Here is a 17,003-nt window from a genome sequence, read left to right as displayed (position 1 = left end):
GCAGGACAGAGGGGGGTGGGAAGAAACAGGCGGTGAAAATGAGGGGAGATTGGCAGCTCCGGCGCGGGCGCTGCACGCCGTCCAGCACCCCCATCCGCCTTCGCTTCGCTCAGGCACCTTCTCCCACGAGGGAGAAGAAAGGAGAGCCCGGCCCGCCCCTCACCCGGTCAACGCCGCGACGACCTCGCGCAGCGCGAGCGGAAGATCCTCGGCGATCAGGCCGGGGCCGAAGCGGCGGGCGGCGTCGGCATGCATCCAGACCCCAGCGCAGGCTGCCTCGAAATGCGGCATACCCTGGGCCACGAGAGCCGCGGCGATCCCCGACAGCACGTCGCCGGAGCCGGCGGTGGCGAGCAGCGGCGTGCCGTTGGCGTTGATGGCAGCCCGCCCGTCGGGCGCCGCGATCACCGTGTCGGGCCCCTTGTAGACGATCGTTGCGTCCACCCTGGCGGCTGCCGCCCGCGCCCGTTCGAGCTTGGACAGCGCGGCATCGGCGGCGAGGTCGGGGAACAGGCGGCCGAACTCGCCATGATGCGGCGTCAGCACCAGCGCCGGGCGGCCCTGCCGGCGGCGCGCCTCCAGGAAGCCCGCGCGCTTGTGCGACAGCGAGGTTATGCCGTCTGCGTCGAGCACGAGCGTGCCGAAGCGCCCATGTCCTTGCATCATCAACTCGAGCGCGAAGCGGCCGACCTCCGGTTCCGGCCCCAGTCCCGGGCCGTAGACCAGCGCCGCCGGCCGGCGCGCCTCGAGAAAGGCAAGCGCGTCCTCGAGCCCGTCGCAGCGCCTGAGGATGATGGAGGTGAGATGCGCGGCGTTCGTGGCCAGCGCTGCCCCCGGCGACAGCACAGTCACCGCCCCTGCCCCGGCCCGCGCCGCGGCCATCGCCGACAGCCGTGCCGCGCCGGTGGCCGCGACTCCGCCGGAGAAGACGCCGACATGGCCGCGGCTGTATTTGTGGGCGTCGTTGGCCGGCGATGGAAACCGGCTGCGCCACCAGGCGGGATCGTTTTCCAGGCAGCGCGTGCCGGTGGCGGCGATCGCGGCATTGGAAATGCCGATGTCGGCAACGACGACCTCGCCGCAATGCGCCCTTCCGGGCTGCAGCAGGTGGCCGGGCTTCTTGCGCGCGAAAGTGACGGTCACGGCAACATCGAACGTGCCGCCGAGCACCGCGCCGGTCTCGCCCGAGACGCCGGACGGCAGGTCGACGGCGACGACGGTGGCACCTGAGGCGTTCGTCCGCTCGACCGCCGCAAGGGCCTCGCCAGCCAGCGGCTTCGACAGCCCCGCGCCATAGAGCGCGTCGACGACCAGGCAGCCTGGCTCGGGCAAGAACCGCGAAAGCGCCTCCGGCGCGACCGGGCACTCGGCCGCCGCCAGTGCCGCGTCGCTGCCCGCCTTCGGCGCGCCATCGGCAAAAAGCCTGACCGGCACCCCGCTTTCGCGCAGCAGGCGGGCCACCACATAGCCGTCGCCGCCATTGTTGCCCGGCCCGCACAGCACATGCACGGGGTGCGCGCCCGGATAGCGCGCCAAGACCAGGTCGGCGATGGCGCCCCCTGCCCGGCGCATCAGGCCGATGCCGTCGATCGGCCCTGCGGCGATGGTCGCCCTGTCGGCTTCCGCCATCTCGTTCGGGGTCAGCAGTTCGAAGGCCATGGCGATGTCCGTGCGCTCGTCGCCATGATGGTTATCACAGTGCAGGCTCGGTTCGAAATACATCGGCCGCAGCCCAAATCATCGGCAATCTGATGCATTTTTAGGCAGACCTCGAGCGCATTTCGCGATGAAAGTTTGTGCGCCCTCTGGTCAGCGGAGCGGAATCCACCGCAATATCCGGCTTCTGCGGCCGACGAGTGGGCAAACCGCTCAATTGTGTCGCAGGCGGTGCAACTGGCATGCTTCGTGCTTCGATGAGCGCGAGCGGGTGCATCACCCCAAATGGATTCGGCAAGTGGAGGCCAGTATTCGCATGAAAAAGATCGAAGCGATCATCAAGCCGTTCAAGCTCGACGAGGTGAAGGAAGCCCTCCAGGAAGCAGGCCTCCAGGGCATCACCGTCACCGAAGCCAAGGGCTTCGGCCGACAGAAGGGCCACACCGAGCTCTACCGCGGTGCCGAATATGTCGTCGACTTCCTGCCCAAGGTGAAGATCGAGGTCGTGCTCGGCGACGAAGCCGTCGAGGCGGCCATCGAGGCCATCCGCAAGGCTGCCCAGACCGGCCGCATCGGCGACGGCAAGATCTTCGTCTCCAACATCGAGGAAGTGGTGCGCATCCGCACCGGCGAAACCGGCATCGACGCCATCTGACCTCTTCTTCAATCCATCCAATCCAACGTCATCAGACAGGGAAACAGCATATGACGACAGCCAGTGACATCATGAAGCAGATCAAGGACAACGACGTGAAGTTCGTTGACCTGCGCTTCACCGACCCGAAGGGCAAGCTCCAGCACGTCACCATGGACATCGCCGAAGTCGAGGAGGAAATGTTCTCCGACGGCGTCATGTTCGACGGCTCGTCGATTGCCGGCTGGAAGGCCATCAACGAGTCCGACATGGTGCTGATGCCCGACACGGACACGGTCCACATGGACCCGTTCTTCGCCCAGTCGACCATGGTGATCCTGTGCGACATCCTCGACCCGGTCTCGGGCGAGGCCTACAACCGCGATCCGCGCGGCACCGCCAAGAAGGCCGAGGCCTACATGAAGGCGGAAGGCATCGGCGACACCATCTTCGTCGGCCCGGAAGCCGAGTTCTTCGTCTTCGACGACGTCAAGTACAAGGCCGACGCCTACAACACCGGCTTCAAGCTCGACTCGACCGAACTGCCGTCGAACGACGACACCGACTACGAGACCGGCAACCTCGGCCACCGTCCGCGCGTAAAGGGCGGCTATTTCCCGGTGCCGCCGGTCGACAGCTGCCAGGACATGCGTTCCGAGATGCTGACGGTGCTGACCGAGATGGGCGTGCGCGTCGAAAAGCACCACCACGAGGTGGCCGCCGCCCAGCACGAACTCGGCATCAAGTTCGACACGCTGGTCCGCAACGCCGACAAAATGCTGATCTACAAGTATGTCGTGCACCAGGTCGCCAACGCCTACGGCAAGACGGCCACCTTCATGCCGAAGCCGATCTTCGGCGACAACGGCTCGGGCATGCACGTCCACATGTCGATCTGGAAGAACGGCAAGCCGACCTTTGCCGGCAATGAATATGCCGGCCTGTCGGAAAACTGCCTCTACTTCATCGGCGGCGTCATCAAGCATGCCAAGGCGGTCAACGCCTTCACCAACCCGCTGACCAACTCCTACAAGCGCCTGGTGCCGGGCTACGAGGCGCCGGTGCTGCTCGCCTATTCGGCCCGCAACCGCTCGGCCTCGTGCCGCATCCCGTTCGGCTCGTCGCCCAAGTCGAAGCGCGTCGAGGTCCGCTTCCCCGATCCGGGCGCGAACCCCTATCTCGGCTTCGCCGCCCTTTTGATGGCCGGCCTCGACGGCATCAAGAACAAGATCCACCCCGGCCAGCCGATGGACAAGGATCTCTACGACCTGCCGGCCAAGGAGCTCAAGAAGATCCCGACCGTCTGCGGCAGCCTGCGCGAAGCACTCCAGAGCCTCGACAAGGACCGCGGCTTCCTCAAGGCCGGCGGCGTCTTCGACGACGACCAGATCGACAGCTTCATCGAGCTCAAGATGGCCGAAGTGATGCGCTTCGAGATGACCCCGCACCCGGTCGAGTACGACATGTACTACTCCATCTAAGATGATCCGAGAAACAAAACGAAAAAGCCCCGGAGCGATCCGGGGCTTTTTCTATGCGCTGCGCACAACCTGCGCATCTGTGCGGCCGCGAGGTCGAGGCGCATCAGGCCTCGCTCCACCCTTTGGAAACGAAAAAAGCCCCGGGCCGAAACCCGGGGCTTTGTTGTTCGACGCTGCCTAAAGGCTATGCAGCTTCCTTGGTCTCGACGCTGGTCGGCACCGAAGCGATCGTCTTCAGGATCTGCGAGGCGATCTGGTAGGGGTCGCCCTGCGAGTTCGGACGGCGATCCTCGAGATAGCCGCGATAGTCGTTGCGCACGAAGCTGTGCGGCACGCGGATCGAGGCGCCGCGGTCGGCCACGCCCCAGGTGAAGACGTGGATCGAGGCGGTCTCGTGCTTGCCGGTCAGGCGCAGGTGGTTGTCCGGGCCGTAGACGGCGATGTGGTCGGCGCGGGCTTCGCCGAAGGCGGCCATCAGCGCCTCGAAATAGGCCTTGCCGCCGACTTCGCGCATATACTCGGTCGAGAAGTTGGCGTGCATGCCCGAGCCGTTCCAGTCGGTGTCGCCGAGCGGCTTGCAGTGGTACTCGATGTCGATGCAGTACTTCTCGGTCAGGCGCTGCAGCAGGTAGCGCGCCAGCCAGATCTCGTCGGCCGCCTTCTTCGAGCCCTTGCCGAAGACCTGGAATTCCCACTGGCCCTTGGCCACCTCGGCATTGATGCCTTCGTGGTTGATGCCGGCGGCCAGGCAGAGGTCGAGGTGCTCCTCGACGATCTGGCGGGCGATGTTGCCGACATTTTTGTAGCCGACGCCGGTGTAGTATTCGCCCTGCGGAGCCGGGAAACCGCTTTCCGGGAAGCCGAGCGGACGTCCGTCCTTGTAGAAGAAGTATTCCTGCTCGAAACCGAACCAGGCGCCCTCGTCGTCGAGGATGCCGGCGCGGGTGTTGGACGGATGCGGGGTGACGCCGTCGGGCATCATCACTTCGCACATCACCAGCACGCCGTTGGTGCGGGCCGGATCGGGATAGACCGCAACCGGCTTCAGCACGCAGTCGGAGCTGCGGCCTTCGGCCTGCCGGGTCGAGCTGCCGTCGAAGCCCCACAGCGGAAGCTGCTCGAGCCTGGGGAATTCCGCGAACTCCTTGATCTGCGTCTTGCCGCGAAGATTGGGGGTCGGCGTGTATCCGTCCAGCCAAATGTACTCGAGCTTGTACTTCGTCATGCTGTCCTCTCATGTCGTGCTGCCGCCGGGGCGGCTGTTTTGCCGACACATGAGAAGCAAGCCTCGTGCCAACTGCGAAATGCAGCTAGTGCAAGGCTTCGCGAGACGGCCCACTGGAGAACTGCATAAATATTAGGCAGGCAAGAGCTCAGCCCGGGATCGTCCTGCACAAGCGGCGTGCTGCGCCGTCCCGGAGGGTCAGACCGGCTTCAGCGCGGTCAGCAGGGCAACGGCCGCCTGCATGTCGCGCTTGCGGTTGGCGCGGCGGGCGACGGCCTCGGAATCCTGGCCCCAATGCTCGATCTGCCAGTCCTCGTCGACATGCGCGGCCGTCCAGGCCTCCTCAACGTCGAGTTCGCCCATCTCCACGGCCAGCGCCAGCAGCGCCGAACCGGTGAGCGCCGTCATGACATGGAGTGCTGCGAGCCGCATCGGCTCCGAGCGCTGCGCAAGATGGACGCCGAGCGCTGCGATCGCCTCGCGCGGCTGGTCGACATGCATCACGCCTTCGGCGAGCACGAAGCGGGCGCCCAGCGACGCCCTCGCCCAGTCGATCACCGGATCCCAGGCATCGGACTGGCGCTGGACGAGCTTTTCCGGGCTGTCGGCGCGGTAGCAGAGCAGGTCCGAGGAGGCAAAGCGCAGGATGTCCTCAAGCACCGCCTGCGGGTCGGCGGCGACGCCGTCGATGGCCGTGTTGACGAGCCGCAGGACGGGCATGGTGAAGGGGTCGATGACTTCGGCCTGGGCGGCGAATTCGTCGGCGACGAGCTGCGCCGCCGCCGCGGTGGGCAGCGCGAGCAGGGCCTTGCCGGGCGTGCGCACCGACTTGCCGTCGAGCTGCACGGCATGGGCGCCGTCCGCTTCCGCGACCGATGCCTCCTTGTAGAAGCGCTTGGGCAGCGGCGTGCGCATCTGGATCTGCGCCCGGCGGATCGGATCGGGATCAGACAGCTGCGGGCCGGCTTCGAGATCGCTCAGAATGTCGCGCATGGTTCGTTCCTGTCAGTCGATGAGGGCCAGCAGTTCGGCGGGCGTGTCGATCACGGCATCCGCGCCGGTGGCGAACAGGCCTTCACGGTGGTGGTAGCCCCACGACACGCCGACCGCGCGCGCACCCGCGCTCCTGGCCATCTGCATGTCATAGATGGCGTCGCCGACCACCAAAGTCGAGGCCGGGTCGACGCCCATTTCCGCGCAGCATTCCAGCACCATGGCCGGATGCGGCTTCGACGGGCAGTCGTCCGCCGTGCGCACGGTGACGAAATAGCGTTCGAAGCCGTGCGCTTCGAGGATCCGACGCACGCCGCGCCGCGACTTGCCGGTGACCATGCCGATCAGCACGTCGTCGCGCGCCGCCAAGGCGCCCAATAATTGTGCAATACCGTCGAACAGCGGCTCCTCGAATTCGGGCCGGCGGTGCGAGGCGTTGAAATGTTCCTTGTAGCGGGCGGCGAGATGCCGGCACTCGTCGTCGAGCGGACGCTGCAGCAGGGCGGCTATCGCGATGTCGAGCGTCAGGCCGATGATGCCCTTGGTGGCGGCGGGCGTCGGCAGCGGCAGGCCGGCCTCGCGAAACGTCGCCACCATCGAGGCGTGGATGATGTCGGCGCTGTCGACCAGCGTGCCGTCGCAATCGAAAAGTACGAGTTTCATGGTCGTCCAGGGCTCACTCGGGCGAGCCGCTTTCCTCGTCGAAGCCGATCAGGTTCCAGCTCTGGCGCATATGAGGCGGCATCGGTGCGGTGACGTCGATCACGCCCTGGTCGGGATGCGGGATGACGATGCGGCGGGCATGCAGGTGCAGGCGGTTCTGGATGCCGCCGGGGAATTCCCAGTTGGTGTCGTGCTCGAAATATTTCGGATCGCCGATGATCGGGCAGCCGATATGGGCGGCGTGGACGCGCAACTGGTGGGTGCGCCCGGTATAGGGCTCCATTTCGAGCCAGGTCAGCGCCTGGGCCGCCTGTTCGAGGATGCGATAGTAGGAAACGGCGTGATCGGCGCCCTTTTCGCCGTGCTTGGCGATGCGCATGCGGTCGCCGTCGGGCGTCTGCTCCTTGATCAGCCAGGTCGAGATCTTGTCCTCGCGCTTGGGCGGCACGCCCTTGACCAGCGCCCAGTAGGTCTTCCTGGTTTCGCGGGCGCGGAAGGCTTCGGCGAGCTTCATCGCCGCAAGGCGCGTACGCGCGACGACGAGCACGCCGGAAGTGTCGCGGTCGAGGCGGTGCACCAGGCGCGGCTTCTCGCCCTTCTTGTTGCGCCAGGCCTCCAGCATGTCGTCGAGATGGCGGGAGACGCCCGAGCCGCCCTGCACGGCAAGGCCGGCCGGCTTGTTGAAGACGAAGACCTTGGGGTCCTCGTAGAGCAGCATCTGGGCGAGCACGTCGCCGTCGTCCTGGTTGCGCATGGTGCGCGCGGTCAGCGGCCCCTCGCCCTTCTTGTCGACGTCGAGCGGCGGAATGCGGATCACATGTCCCGGCTCGACGCGCGTGTCGGCCTTGGCGCGGCCGCCATTGACGCGGATCTGGCCGGAGCGCAGCAGTTTCTGCAGATGGCCGAAGCCGAGCCCGGGAAAATGGGTCTTGAACCAGCGGTCGAGCCGCATGCCCGCTTCGCCGGCTTCCACCGTGATCTGTTCGACGCCTGCCATCATTCACCTGTACGTTTCGAAGCGGCCCAATAGCATCAGCCGATGCTTCTTGCGAGCCACAAGCCGCAAAACAGCGCCAGGACCGCACCGATCACGCTCGCGAGCGCATAACCCGCGGCCGAAACGGTCGCGCCACGCTCCCAAAGCGTCGCGACATCGAGCGAAAAGGCCGAGAAGGTCGTGAAGCCGCCGAAGATCCCCGTGGCCACGAACAGCCGCAGTTCGTTCGATGCGCCTGCGCGGCGCGCCAGCCAGCCGATGAACAGCCCCATGGCGAAGGACCCGACGATGTTGATGGCCATCGTGCCCCAGGGAAAGTTGGGGCCGAACAGGCGCAGCGACACCAGGTTGACCAGATGGCGCAGCGAGGCGCCGATGGCGCCGCCGAATGCAACGAGAGATAGATGCAGCATGGCGACTACCTGCCTGCGCGCGCCATGGAGGTCAATGGGCAATGCGCCGTCCGAGGCCCGCGACAGGCCGGAAGCGGGGCCGGCAGGCCTCCCAACTACGTTGTGGACAAGCCTTCGGCCGGCAAGGCGGTTGTTGGGGCGGGCGCGAGCGGGTAATAGCATCGCTCTCATGCACCCTTCCAAGGACATCACCCGCCTGATCGAGATCATGGCAGCCCTGCGCGAGCCGGAAACCGGCTGCCCGTGGGACATCGAGCAGAATTTCGCGACGATCGCCCCCTACACCATCGAGGAGGCCTACGAGGTCGCCGACGCGATTTCGCGCAACGACATCGACCATTTGCGCGAGGAACTCGGCGACCTGCTGCTGCAGGTGGTCTACCACGCGCAGATGGCCAAGGAGGCCGGCGAATTCTCCTTCGGCGACGTCGTGCAGGGCATCACGACCAAGATGATCCGCCGTCACCCTCATGTCTTCGGCAACGCCGAGGCGCGCGAGGCGCGTTCGGCCAAGGGCATGTGGGAGAAGATCAAGGCCGAGGAGAAGGCCGAAAGGCGCTCGGCGCGTATCGCGCGCGGACTCGACCCCGAGGACCACGGCAACGGCTTCCTGGACTCCGTGCCGGTGGCGCTGCCGGCGCTGACGCGGGCGCTGAAGCTGCAGGAAAAGGCGGCGCGCGTCGGCTTCGACTGGGGCGAGGCAGCGCCTATCCTCGACAAGATCGAGGAGGAGATCGGCGAGTTGCGCGAGGCCATGGCCAAGGGCGACCAGGCGGCGATCAAGGACGAATTCGGCGACATGCTGTTTGCGCTGGTCAATCTCGGCCGCCACCTGCAGCTCGATTCGGAGGCGGCACTCGGCGGCACCAACGACAAGTTCCGCACCCGCTTCCACTATGTCGAAAAGGCGCTGGACGAGGCCGGCAGCAGCCTGGAGGCGGCGACGCTCGACGAGATGGAAGCGCTCTGGCAGCAGGCGAAGACGGTGAAGTAGGCCTTCTCGCGCCGCCCCTCATCCCCCTGCCGGGACCTTCTCCCCGTGAACGGGGAGAAGGTCCCGGCAGGGGGATGAGGGGCAGCGAAACCCGGAAACAGGCGAACTCAGTGCCTGCCCTTGCGCACGATCCGCGCCGCGATCTCTTCGCGGGCCGAGGCCGTGGCCCTGATCGTCATCGACACGCTGCCGTCGTCGTTGTCGGTGCGCGAGACGACGTCGCCGTTGCGGTAGAGCCAGTCGATCTGGCCGAGCTGGCTCGGCTCGAGCATCACGTCGATGGTCTCCAGCTCGCCCGAGACCCGCTGCTCGATGACCGCCGTCAGGGCGGGAATGCCCTCGCCCGTGATCGCCGAGATGGCGATCGGCGGCGTCCCGCGGTCGCCGGAGCTGTCCGATAGCAGTCGCTCGCGATTGCCCTCGTCGAGCTGGTCGATCTTGTTCCAGACTTCGATGACGCGGTCGGTGTCGCCGGCATCGACGCCGAGATCGGCGAGGATGCGCTCGACGTCGTCGGCCTGGGCTGCCGTGTCCGGATCGGAAATGTCGCGGAGATGGATGACGAGGTCGGCCTCGACCACCTCTTCGAGGGTGGCGCGGAAGGCGGCGATCAGGTGCGTCGGCAGGTCGGAGATGAAGCCGACCGTGTCGGACAGGATGATCGGCGTGCCGTGCGGCAGCCGCACGCGCCGGAGCGTCGGGTCGAGCGTGGCGAACAGCATGTCCTCGGCGAGAACGCCGGCGCCGGTCAGGCGGTTGAACAGCGTCGACTTGCCGGCATTGGTGTAGCCGACGATGGCGACGACCGGGAACGGCACCTTGCGGCGCTTGGCGCGGTGCAGGTCGCGGGTGCGACGCACCGTCTCCAGCTCGCGCTTGAGCTTGAGGATCTTTTCCTGCAGGGCGCGCCGGTCGGCCTCGATCTGGGTTTCGCCGGGACCGCCGAGGAAACCCGCACCGCCACGCTGGCGCTCAAGGTGGGTCCAACTGCGCACCAGCCGGCCCTTCTGGTAGTTCAGGTGGGCGAGCTCGACCTGCAGCGTGCCTTCCTTGGTGCGGGCGCGGCGGCCGAATATCTCGAGGATCAGGCCGGTGCGGTCGAGCACCTTGGCGTTGAATTCCTTCTCGAGATTGCGCTGCTGCACCGGCGTCAGCGGATGGTCGACGATGACCAGCTCGGCGCCGCGCTCCTTCACGATCCCGGCGAACTCCTCGACCTTGCCGCTGCCGAGCAGGGTTGCCGGCCGCGGTTCGGCGACCGCCACGACAGCCGTGTGGACGGGCTCGAGATCGATCGCCTTGGTCAGGCCCACCGCCTCGTCGTGGCGAGCATCGGACGAGCGCGACAGGCGCGGCCGCGCGCTGTCGTCGTCACCCTTGGCCTGGCGCGTGAGCACCGGCACGATGACGACCGCACGGGTCGGGGCTTTGTCGCCCCCTACCGAATCGGGTCCGTTGCTGGCGCCGGACTTGGAGCCGGCGTTTCTATCGCGCGCCAATCAGCCGCCCTGGCTTTCCTCGCCGTCGAACATCTGAACCGGCTGGCTCGGCATGATCGTCGAGATGGCATGCTTGTAGACGAGCTGGGAATGTCCGTCACGGCGCAACAAAACACAGAAATTGTCGAAGGAGGTCACGACCCCGGTCAATTTCACGCCGTTAATGAGGAAAATGGTGAGTGGATTTTTGCTCTTACGAACTGAATTCAGGAAAAGATCCTGAAGATTCTGCGATCGTTCCGCCATTGTTTTTTTCTTTCGCCGATCCCTGTCTGCCCGCCAATGCGCCAAATTACACGGCCCATGTCAAGCCGGCAGACACCCCCTTGCCACAACCTGCAGCAAGCTGAACGAGATGAATTTAACCATTTACGCCCAAGCGGTTATCAGGCTTGGATTTTTTCCGCAACGTCAAAAAACGCCTCACGCAGGGAAAGTGCCACCGAGCCGGGATGGCCGTTGGCGACGGGCTGGCCGTCGATCGCGACGATCGGCATGACCAGCGTCGTCGCCGCGGTGATGAAAGCCTCGCGCGCCGCCTTGGCCTCGTCGACGGTGAAGCCGCGCTCCTCGACCCTTAGGCCGAGCTTTGCCGCCACTTCCATCAGCGTGGTGCGGGTGACACCCCTCAGGATGCCGTGGTCGGCAGGCCGGGTGACAAGCTTGCCGTCCTTGGTGACGATCCAGGCGTTGGTCGCCGCCCCTTCCTTGACCGTGCCGTCGGGATCGACGAACCAGGCTTCCTGGGCGCCGGCTTCCTTTGCCTGCTGGCGCGCGAGCACGTTGGGCAGCAGGCCGACCGACTTGATGTCGACCCTGTCCCAACGGTTTTCCGGAACCGTGATCACCTTGAGGCCGGCCGCGGCCTTCCTGGCGGCGGCGGCCGGGTCGGTGCGCTTGGCGGTCACGACCAGCGCCGGGCGGGTGCCAGCGACCGGGAAGACATGGTCGCGCGACGCCACCCCGCGGGTGACCTGGAGGTAGACCATGCCGTTGACAACGCGGTTGCGGCGGATGACCTCGCGCATGATATGGACCAGCGCGGCCCGCTTGAGCGGCCAGTCGATGCGCAGCTCGGACAGCGAGCGGTCGAGCCTGTCGAGATGCCGCTTGCTGTCGACGATGAAGCCGCGCGCCACCTCGCAGACCTCGTAGACGCCGTCGGCGAACTGGTAGCCGCGATCCTCGATGTGCACGCTGGCATAGGCATGCGGGAGATAGCGGCCGTTGACATAGGCGATGCGCGGCATGAATTCGAACCCCTCGGCAGTTTGCGGCGTTCTACCCGATCTCGGCCGGGCAGCAACGGAGATACTGGTGATCCAGATCAGAAGAATTCCAGGCTGACGCGGAACATCTGCTCGACCTGCTTGACCGCCTTGTCGAGCGCGAAGATGACGACGCGATCCTTGGGCTTGATCTTGACGGAGCCGCCCGGCTTGATGACCTGGCCGTCGCGGTAGATCGCGCCGATGCGCATGCCGTCGGGCAGCTCGAGGTCGCGCAGCTGAGTACCGACCAGCGGCGAGGTTTCGAGCGCCTCGGCCTCGATGATCTCGGCGGCTCCCCGCTGCACCGAATGCACCTGCCGGATGCGGCCGCGGCGGACATGCTGGAGCACGCGCGAAATGGTGACGGCGCTCGGATTGACATAGGCGTCGATGCCCAGCGACTTGGTCAGGTCGTGATAGGACGGGCTGTTGATGAGCGCCAGGTTGCCCTTGCAGCCCAGGCGCTTGGCCATGACGCTCGACAGGATGTTGACCTGGTCGTTGTTGGTCAGCGCCACCATGAGGTCGGCGTCCTGGATGTCGGCCTCGAGCAGCAGCTTCTGGTCGAGCGCGCTGCCGTTGAGCACCACCGTCCGGCGCAGCGCATCCGCCGCCTTCACCGCGCGCTCCTTGCTGGCCTCGATGATCTTTATCCGCGTGCGGCCCTGACGCTGCTCGATGGTGCGGGCGACATGGAGCCCGATATTGCCGCCGCCGGCGATGACGATGCGCGTCGCCTCCTGTTCGTCGTGGCCGAACAGGCCGAGCGTCCGGCGCACCTGGTCCTTGGTGGTAACGACATAGGCGAGATCGCCGACGATGAGCTGATCGGCCGAATGCGGGATGAACAGCTGGCCGTTGCGGCTGACGCCGACCACGGTCGACGGCAGGTCGGGGAAAAGCTCGGTGAGTTGGCCCAGCGGCGTGTTGATGACCGGGCAATCGTCGAGGCACTCGATCGCCACCATGACGATGCGGTTCTCGGCGAAGCGCACGACGTCGGTGGCGCCCGGCAACGTGATGCGCCGAAGGACCATCTCGGCGACCTCGAGCTCCGGCGAAATGATGACGTCGATGGGAAGGTGATCGCGCGAGAACAGGTCCTGGTAGTGCGGCTGGAGATAGGCCTGGGAGCGGATGCGCGCCACCTTCATCGGCACGTTGAACAGCGCGTGCGCCACCTCGCAGGCGACGATGTTGACCTCGTCGAACAAGGTGACGGCGATGATCATGTCGGCGTTCTGAGCGCCTGCGGCCTCCAGCACCTCCGGATGCGAGCCGTGACCGACATAGCCGCGAACGTCGAGCGAATCGCGGACCGACTGGATCAGCTCCGGCGCCGTGTCGATGATCGAGACGTCGTTCTTCTCGGCCGCCAGCCGTTCGGCGATGCCGTAGCCTACCTGCCCCGCTCCGCAGATGATCACGCGCATGTGGGCTGTCTACCCTGGCTGGCCGGCGGCGTTCAGACGCCCAGCGACTTCAGTTTGCGGTGCAGGGCGGAACGCTCCATGCCGATGAACTCGGCCGTCTTGGAGATGTTGCCGCCGAAGCGATTGATCTGGGCGATGAGATATTCCTTCTCGAACATCTCGCGCGCCTCCCGGAGCGGCAGCGCCATGATGTGCTGGTCTGACTGGCTCGGCGCGCGCGGCATGACGTCGCCGATCTCGGACGGCAAGAGGTCGGCGGTGATCGGCGCCTCAGGATCGTCGCCGCGGGCGAGGATGAGCAGCCGCTCGATGTTGTTGCGCAGCTGGCGGACGTTGCCCGGCCAGTTGTGGGCCTGGAGCACGGCCAGCGCGTCGTCGCCGATACGGCGCGGCTTGATGCCGGCCTGCTTGGCCATCTGCTTCATGAAATTGTCAACGAGATAGGGAATGTCCTCGCGCCGCTCGGCCAGCCCCGGCACCATCACCGGAACGACGGCCAGACGATGGTAGAGATCCTCGCGGAACCGCCCTTCGGCGATCATCGCCTCGAGATTCTGCGCCGTGGACGAGATGATGCGCACGTCGACCCTGACGCGCTTGGTGCCGCCGACGCGCTCGAACTGCTGGTCGACCAGCACACGCAGGATCTTGTTCTGCGTCTCGCGCGGCATGTCGGCGACCTCGTCGAGGTAGAGGATGCCCTGATGCGCCTCCTCCAGCGCGCCGACCTTGCGCTCGCCGCCATTCGATTCGGTGCCGAACAGCTCGATCTCCATGCGCTCGGGCGTGATCGTCGCGGCGTTCAGCGTGACGAACGGGCCCGTCTTGCGGCCCGAATGCGCGTGGATGGCGCGCGCCACCATCTCCTTGCCCGAGCCGGACGGCCCGATGATCATCACGCGGCTGTTGGTCGGGGCGACGCGATCGATGGTCTGGCGCAGCTGGCTCATCGCCGAGGACATGCCGATCAGGTCCTGGGTGTCGCCGCTGCGCATCTTAAGCTCGGAGACTTCGCGCCTGAGCTTGGAGGTCTCGAGCGCGCGCTCGGCGATCAGGATCAGCCGGTCGGCCTTGAACGGCTTCTCGATGAAGTCATAGGCGCCGCGCCGGATCGCCGAAACGGCGGTCTCGATGTTGCCGTGGCCCGAGATCATCACCACCGGCAGGTTGGGGTGCAGCGTCTTGATCTCGTCGAGCAGGGCCAGCCCGTCCAGCCGCGAGCCCTGCAGCCAGATGTCCAGGAACACCAGGCGCGGCGCGCGATCGGCGATCGCGGCAAGCGCGCTGTCGGCATCGAACGCGGTTCGGGTTTCGTGGCCCTCGTCGCTCAGGATGCCGGCGACCAGTTCACGGATGTCTTCCTCGTCGTCGACGATGAGAATATCAGACGCCATTTCCGACCTTTTCGTTTTGTCCGTCCTGCGCTGCGTCTCCGGCATTGGCCGGGGGGGCCTCTTCGGCCGCCGCAGGCAAGATCATGCTGATCATCGCGCCGCGGCCGCCGTGGAAATCGGCAGGCGCGTCGTGAAGCTCCAATCTTCCGCCATGGTCCTCGACGATCTTCTTGACGATAGCGAGGCCGAGGCCCGTGCCTTTTTCGCGCGTCGTCATATAAGGCTCGAGCAGGCGCTGGCGGTTCTCCCGCGGCAGGCCCTTGCCGTTGTCGATGACGTCGATGCGGATCGTCCTGCCATCCCGCCTGGCGCGGATTCTAATGACGCCGCCCTCGCCCGTCTGGCGCTCCACCGCCTCGATGGCCTCGGCGGCATTCTTGATGACATTGCCGAAGGCCTGCGCCATCAGCCGACTGTCGAACGTACCCTTGAGCGGTCCGGGCGGCACGTCGCGTTCGAAGGCAATGTCCGAACGGCTCACCTCGACCAGGAACGAGGCCTCGCGCAGCGGCTCGCGGATGTCGACGACCTTCATTTCCGGCTTCGGCATGCGCGCGAACGCCGAGAATTCGTCGACCATGCGGCCGATGTCGCCGACCTGGCGGATGATGGTGTCGGTGCACTGGTCGAAGACCTCGCGGTCCTCGGTAATGACCTTGCCGTAGCGGCGGCGGATGCGCTCGGCCGAGAGCTGGATCGGGGTCAGCGGGTTCTTGATCTCGTGGGCGATGCGCCGCGCCACGTCCGCCCAGGCCGACGTCCGCTGCGCGGTGACGAGGTCGGTGATGTCGTCGACAGTCACGACGAAGGACTTGTCGTCGGTTTCCTTGTCGCCCTCTTCCACTGTGACCTGCACGTTGAAGGTGCGCTCCGCCCCGGCACGGTAGAAGGTGACCTGCTCGCGATAAACCGGGCGGCCCGACCTGCGGCCGATCTCGAAGACACGGCCGACATGCGGCAGGAGGACAGAGAGGTTCTGGCCGAGCGACGCGTCAGCCGGCAGCGCCAGCATGGCCTCGGCGGACCGGTTGACGATGGTGATGCTGCCATAGGGGTCGACGCCGATGACGCTGGCGGTGACGCCCGAGAGCACGGCTTCCGAGAAACGCCGCCGCTCGTCGATGACGTCCTTGGCCGTCAGGATCTCGTTGCGCTGCGACTTGAGCTCCTGCAGCATCTTGTTGAACGTGCCCGCAAGCGCCGCCACGTCGCCGTCCGACGGCCGCACCGGAACCGAGACGTCGAGATTGCCGGTGGCGACCTCGTCGGCCGCGCCGATGAGCTGGCGGATCGGCCGCACCAGCCGGTCGGCAACGGCGATGCCGGTCCAGATGGCCGACAGCACCACGATCAGCGTCAGCCCGAGATAGAGCAAGGCGAAGGCGATCTGCGTGGTGCGCCGGTTGGCGCCGAGGTCGCGATACTCCTCGGTGTTGGCCGTCACGATCTGGCGCGCCCTGATCACGTCGGGGTCGACCAGGCGGATGGTGTAGAGATAGAGCCCGTCGATCTCCCGCAGCTTGATGATCGCGCCGACGATGTTGCGCGTCCTCGGATCGATCAGCACCGGCTTGCCGTCGGCAGCGGCCTCCACCGCCGCTGCCGGCGGCTCCGGCATGGCAAAGTCGGCGCCGGTCTTGGCGCTCATGACGAAGGAGCCATCGGGCTTGATCAGGGCGGCGTGGGCGAGCGCGCGCAGCTGTGCCTGCCTGCCCATGAAATCGAGGAAGCCGCCGCGGTCGAGGCCGTAGAGCGAGCGCGCATTGTCGAGGTCGTTGGCCATCGACAGCGTGGTGTTCTGCAGGTTGCGGGCGTTTTCCTGCACATAGGCTTCGGCGATCGACAGCGACGAATTGACGATCGTCTTGGTGCGGATCTCGAACCAGCGGTCGAGGCCGATGTTGAGCGTGATCGAGGCGACGATGGCGACGAGCAGCGCCGGCAGCGCCGCCACCAGCGCGAACATGGTGACGATGCGCACATGCAGGCGCGACGCCGCCTTGCCGTGGCGCCGGGCCATGACGATGCGGCGCACCTCGAACACGATCAGCCCGACGAGGATCAGGACAAAACCGGCATTGATGGCGATCAGCGTCAGCGTGGTCGTCGAATCGGGCGTGATCGGCGTCACGCCGACGAGAATCGCGAAGGAAACCGCAGCCGTGACCAGGGCCGCGGCGATCGCCACCACGCCCGGAAGCGCGAGCAGACGGCGGCCGTCCTGCGCGCCGCGCGGGGTAAAGATCGGTTGCTTCAGAGATGGAGCCTGAATCGCCATGCTGCCTTGTTGAGACGCGAATGCGTCACATCTATGCAACGCATTGTGGCGATTGTGCAACATTTCCGCCGC

The 17,003-nt window shown here is 66.2% G+C and carries 15 protein-coding genes; 3 read left to right on the top strand and 12 right to left on the bottom strand.

The genetic code is table 11. The annotated features are described in order from the left end of the window. Positions 1–159 precede the first annotated feature (159 nt). On the bottom strand, positions 160–1,659 hold the full coding sequence (locus tag AmiPiv_RS23625) for an NAD(P)H-hydrate dehydratase (protein WP_340041491.1): 1,500 nt from the start codon (positions 1,657–1,659) through the stop codon (positions 160–162). A 313-nt stretch (positions 1,660–1,972) separates the two neighbouring features. Here AmiPiv_RS23625 and AmiPiv_RS23620 point away from each other — a divergent pair, with 313 nt between their 5' ends. Further along, positions 1,973–2,311, top strand: coding sequence for a P-II family nitrogen regulator (locus AmiPiv_RS23620; protein WP_340041484.1), 339 nt, complete (start codon positions 1,973–1,975; stop codon positions 2,309–2,311). 50 nt (positions 2,312–2,361) lie between these two features. After that, on the top strand, positions 2,362–3,771 hold the full coding sequence (gene glnA, locus AmiPiv_RS23615) for a type I glutamate--ammonia ligase (RefSeq protein ID WP_340041483.1): 1,410 nt from the start codon (positions 2,362–2,364) through the stop codon (positions 3,769–3,771). Between the two features lie 184 nt (positions 3,772–3,955). Here the strand turns inward: glnA and AmiPiv_RS23610 are convergent, their stop codons facing one another. From AmiPiv_RS23610 to crcB, 5 genes are all read right to left on the bottom strand, one after another. Then, a complete protein-coding gene (locus AmiPiv_RS23610; protein WP_340041482.1) occupies positions 3,956–4,996 on the bottom strand; it encodes a glutamine synthetase beta-grasp domain-containing protein in 1,041 nt (346 codons plus the stop codon). Positions 4,997–5,194: 198 nt separating this feature from the next. Then, positions 5,195–5,989 (bottom strand): ATP12 family chaperone protein, encoded by a 795-nt coding sequence (locus AmiPiv_RS23605; protein WP_340041481.1) that lies wholly within the window; start codon positions 5,987–5,989, stop codon positions 5,195–5,197. Between the two features lie 12 nt (positions 5,990–6,001). Next, positions 6,002–6,652 (bottom strand): HAD family hydrolase, encoded by a 651-nt coding sequence (locus AmiPiv_RS23600; RefSeq protein WP_340041479.1) that lies wholly within the window; start codon positions 6,650–6,652, stop codon positions 6,002–6,004. A gap of 13 nt (positions 6,653–6,665) precedes the next feature. After that, positions 6,666–7,649 carry an RluA family pseudouridine synthase gene (locus tag AmiPiv_RS23595; protein WP_340041488.1) on the bottom strand — a complete coding sequence of 328 codons (984 nt, stop codon included), beginning with the start codon at positions 7,647–7,649 and terminating at the stop codon, positions 6,666–6,668. 35 nt (positions 7,650–7,684) lie between these two features. Further along, complete coding sequence (crcB, locus tag AmiPiv_RS23590; RefSeq protein ID WP_340041477.1) at positions 7,685–8,062, bottom strand: fluoride efflux transporter CrcB; 378 nt, start codon at positions 8,060–8,062, stop codon at positions 7,685–7,687. Between the two features lie 169 nt (positions 8,063–8,231). On the opposite strand from crcB, the gene mazG reads away from it, so the two are divergent. Continuing rightward, entirely contained in the window at positions 8,232–9,056 is an 825-nt protein-coding gene (mazG, locus tag AmiPiv_RS23585) for a nucleoside triphosphate pyrophosphohydrolase (protein ID WP_340041476.1), read from the top strand. A gap of 107 nt (positions 9,057–9,163) precedes the next feature. Here mazG and hflX read toward each other — a convergent pair whose 3' ends face one another. The 6 genes from hflX to AmiPiv_RS23555 form a co-directional block, all read right to left on the bottom strand. After that, a complete protein-coding gene (gene hflX, locus AmiPiv_RS23580; protein ID WP_340041475.1) occupies positions 9,164–10,555 on the bottom strand; it encodes a GTPase HflX in 1,392 nt (463 codons plus the stop codon). After that, positions 10,556–10,801, bottom strand: a complete 246-nt coding sequence (gene hfq, locus AmiPiv_RS23575) for an RNA chaperone Hfq (RefSeq protein ID WP_018428055.1) — start codon at positions 10,799–10,801, stop codon at positions 10,556–10,558. Between the two features lie 140 nt (positions 10,802–10,941). Beyond that, positions 10,942–11,805 (bottom strand): D-amino-acid transaminase, encoded by an 864-nt coding sequence (locus tag AmiPiv_RS23570; protein WP_340041467.1) that lies wholly within the window; start codon positions 11,803–11,805, stop codon positions 10,942–10,944. Positions 11,806–11,882: 77 nt separating this feature from the next. Next, the gene (gene trkA / locus AmiPiv_RS23565) at positions 11,883–13,259 is read right to left on the bottom strand and encodes a Trk system potassium transporter TrkA (RefSeq protein WP_340041465.1); all 1,377 of its coding nucleotides are present in this window, start codon (positions 13,257–13,259) and stop codon (positions 11,883–11,885) included. Between the two features lie 32 nt (positions 13,260–13,291). Continuing rightward, the gene (gene ntrX / locus AmiPiv_RS23560) at positions 13,292–14,653 is read right to left on the bottom strand and encodes a nitrogen assimilation response regulator NtrX (protein ID WP_340041463.1); all 1,362 of its coding nucleotides are present in this window, start codon (positions 14,651–14,653) and stop codon (positions 13,292–13,294) included. Next, positions 14,643–16,931 (bottom strand): sensor histidine kinase NtrY-like, encoded by a 2,289-nt coding sequence (locus AmiPiv_RS23555; RefSeq protein WP_340041461.1) that lies wholly within the window; start codon positions 16,929–16,931, stop codon positions 14,643–14,645. The genes ntrX and AmiPiv_RS23555 overlap by 11 nt, the downstream gene beginning before the upstream one ends. Positions 16,932–17,003: the final 72 nt, after the last annotated feature.

The organism is Aminobacter sp. Piv2-1 (assembly GCF_037625995.1).
GTDB lineage: Bacteria > Pseudomonadota > Alphaproteobacteria > Rhizobiales > Rhizobiaceae > Aminobacter.
Note: the sequence above shows the minus strand (reverse complement) of the source record. Positions and strands in the feature narration are given on the sequence as shown.

Excerpts from the sequence above, each read along its gene's own strand:
- AmiPiv_RS23625 (WP_340041491.1), bottom strand. The coding sequence starts at position 1,659 with ATGGCCTTCGAACTGCTGACCCCGAACGAGATGGCGGAAGCCGACAGG.
- AmiPiv_RS23620 (WP_340041484.1), top strand. The coding sequence starts at position 1,973 with ATGAAAAAGATCGAAGCGATCATCAAGCCGTTCAAGCTCGACGAGGTG.
- glnA (WP_340041483.1), top strand. The coding sequence starts at position 2,362 with ATGACGACAGCCAGTGACATCATGAAGCAGATCAAGGACAACGACGTG.
- AmiPiv_RS23610 (WP_340041482.1), bottom strand. The coding sequence starts at position 4,996 with ATGACGAAGTACAAGCTCGAGTACATTTGGCTGGACGGATACACGCCG.
- AmiPiv_RS23605 (WP_340041481.1), bottom strand. The coding sequence starts at position 5,989 with ATGCGCGACATTCTGAGCGATCTCGAAGCCGGCCCGCAGCTGTCTGAT.
- AmiPiv_RS23600 (WP_340041479.1), bottom strand. The coding sequence starts at position 6,652 with ATGAAACTCGTACTTTTCGATTGCGACGGCACGCTGGTCGACAGCGCC.
- AmiPiv_RS23595 (WP_340041488.1), bottom strand. The coding sequence starts at position 7,649 with ATGGCAGGCGTCGAACAGATCACGGTGGAAGCCGGCGAAGCGGGCATG.
- crcB (WP_340041477.1), bottom strand. The coding sequence starts at position 8,062 with ATGCTGCATCTATCTCTCGTTGCATTCGGCGGCGCCATCGGCGCCTCG.
- mazG (WP_340041476.1), top strand. The coding sequence starts at position 8,232 with ATGCACCCTTCCAAGGACATCACCCGCCTGATCGAGATCATGGCAGCC.
- hfq (WP_018428055.1), bottom strand. The coding sequence starts at position 10,801 with ATGGCGGAACGATCGCAGAATCTTCAGGATCTTTTCCTGAATTCAGTT.
- AmiPiv_RS23570 (WP_340041467.1), bottom strand. The coding sequence starts at position 11,805 with ATGCCGCGCATCGCCTATGTCAACGGCCGCTATCTCCCGCATGCCTAT.
- trkA (WP_340041465.1), bottom strand. The coding sequence starts at position 13,259 with ATGCGCGTGATCATCTGCGGAGCGGGGCAGGTAGGCTACGGCATCGCC.
- ntrX (WP_340041463.1), bottom strand. The coding sequence starts at position 14,653 with ATGGCGTCTGATATTCTCATCGTCGACGACGAGGAAGACATCCGTGAA.
- AmiPiv_RS23555 (WP_340041461.1), bottom strand. The coding sequence starts at position 16,931 with ATGGCGATTCAGGCTCCATCTCTGAAGCAACCGATCTTTACCCCGCGC.